Origin of the sequence: Microcystis sp. LE18-22.4A, from assembly GCF_027531105.1 — a bacterium.
Taxonomy (GTDB): Bacteria; Cyanobacteriota; Cyanobacteriia; order Cyanobacteriales; family Microcystaceae; genus Microcystis; species Microcystis aeruginosa.
The window spans coordinates 1-1,396 of the sequence record NZ_JAPZRB010000560.1 but is presented as its reverse complement, the minus strand read 5'-3'; the positions used below and the strand labels follow the sequence as shown (position 1 = coordinate 1,396).

At 43.6% G+C, this 1,396-nt stretch carries 3 protein-coding genes; 1 reads left to right on the top strand and 2 read right to left on the bottom strand.

Annotation, left to right across the window (positions count from 1 at the left end):
• Positions 1 to 289 (top strand): zinc ribbon domain-containing protein (locus tag O9295_RS24040; protein WP_288035848.1); only part of this gene is annotated, 289 nt, incomplete at its 5' end.
• A gap of 14 nt (positions 290 to 303) precedes the next feature.
• Here O9295_RS24040 and O9295_RS24035 read toward each other — a convergent pair.
• Positions 304 to 594 (bottom strand): DUF3082 domain-containing protein, encoded by a 291-nt coding sequence (locus tag O9295_RS24035; RefSeq protein ID WP_079209266.1) that lies wholly within the window; start codon positions 592 to 594, stop codon positions 304 to 306.
• Between the two features lie 65 nt (positions 595 to 659).
• Complete coding sequence (locus O9295_RS24030) at positions 660 to 1,166, bottom strand: general secretion pathway protein GspE (protein WP_147069216.1); 507 nt, start codon at positions 1,164 to 1,166, stop codon at positions 660 to 662.
• Positions 1,167 to 1,396: the final 230 nt, after the last annotated feature.

The following is a 1,396-nucleotide window of genomic DNA, read 5'->3' as shown; positions in this document are numbered from 1 at the left end:
GGAAGGAAAAATCTATATAGAAGTAGATAGATTCTTTCCTAGCTCTAAGACTTGTAGTAACTGTTTAAATCGTCTGGATAGTTTGAGTTTAGATATTCGCAGTTGGCAATGTCCTAAGTGTGGAGAAACCCACGATAGAGACATCAATGCCGCTAAGAATATTCGAGATGAAGGTTTACGAATTTTGGCGGTAGGGCATACCGCTACTGCTTCTGGAGGGAGAGTAAGACCAAGTAAAGGCACTGCTTTTGCAAGGCATCTCCCTGTGAATGAAGAATCCCTCGCATGAGTGCGATGGGAGTGTCAAATTTGTTGAGGGCGTTTAAGCAGTAATTGGATAGCCAAAAGAATTAAACCAATGGTGACAAAAGCAAAAATAAAGGTTCCTAGAGAAGCTAAACCAAAAACTAAAGTGCGGACAGCACTGCCAATTCTCAAGGCGATCGGACTGTGAGCAACCATTGGTTTTGAGTAAAAAGAATGACCGATCGCTGCTGTGAGATAATAGAGAATTGTCCCCAATGCTGCCGAAATTGCCGCACCAACCAAACAGCGAGTAGGAGTAACTTTTTTGGTTTCTAATTCTGTGGTCATTACTTTTTAGTCCTCAAATATTGCCCAGGTTAAATTTTAATTCTTTTCCCCAGCATTTTACCCGACTAGGACCAAGGATCGAGGACGGAAGGAAAAGAAGTATCGACTTGCGAGGAGGCGATCAGGTCTTGATTCTGGTCTAGTTGCCGTTTTAACTGTTCCCAATCGCCGGGGTCGGTTAACTCCTCATAAACAGGGGCAGCGGAAAAGATCGTTTCTTTGTCCGATGACCAGTTTCGGGAAGGAAGGACTGGATTAGTCAAATCAGGCAACTCCTGGTCGAGAATAGTCGGATTTGCGCTCTCAGGGGAAGCTGTGGGCGAATTTAGGCTAATTTCCCGCTTTAGTGACTGTAATTCACGGTTGAGAGCCTGTAATAACTGCTCGATCGCCTCGATTCTCCCGAAAACATCCGAGGGAATCTCAGGATTATTGGCAGCAGAGAGGGAGGGTAAAGTTAATTCATCAGCCATGATGCGCTCGATTTCCTCTAGGGTAGTATAACCCGATTGCACTAACTTTTGGGCAAAGGAAGGCAGCTTGGTCTGAAGTTTCTTGTTTGCTAATGACATGGAATAGAGCCAGTAAAGACTGTACAACCCACTACATCCCTTAGTATTCCCATTTTTTCACCGCAGCTAACAGGTAAAAGGAAAATTTATGGCTCTTCGGTTTGTGTTATGCAATGGACGGGGGTTATAAGGGATGGAACCCTTATATAGAAAGGCATTTAGCGATTTTTGTCAATTGTTTTTGCTCTAGAGCGAACTAATCAATTAAGTCTCTTGCCAGATAAGGATTT

Excerpts from the sequence above, each read along its gene's own strand:
- O9295_RS24035 (WP_079209266.1), bottom strand. The coding sequence starts at position 594 with ATGACCACAGAATTAGAAACCAAAAAAGTTACTCCTACTCGCTGTTTG.
- O9295_RS24030 (WP_147069216.1), bottom strand. The coding sequence starts at position 1,166 with ATGTCATTAGCAAACAAGAAACTTCAGACCAAGCTGCCTTCCTTTGCC.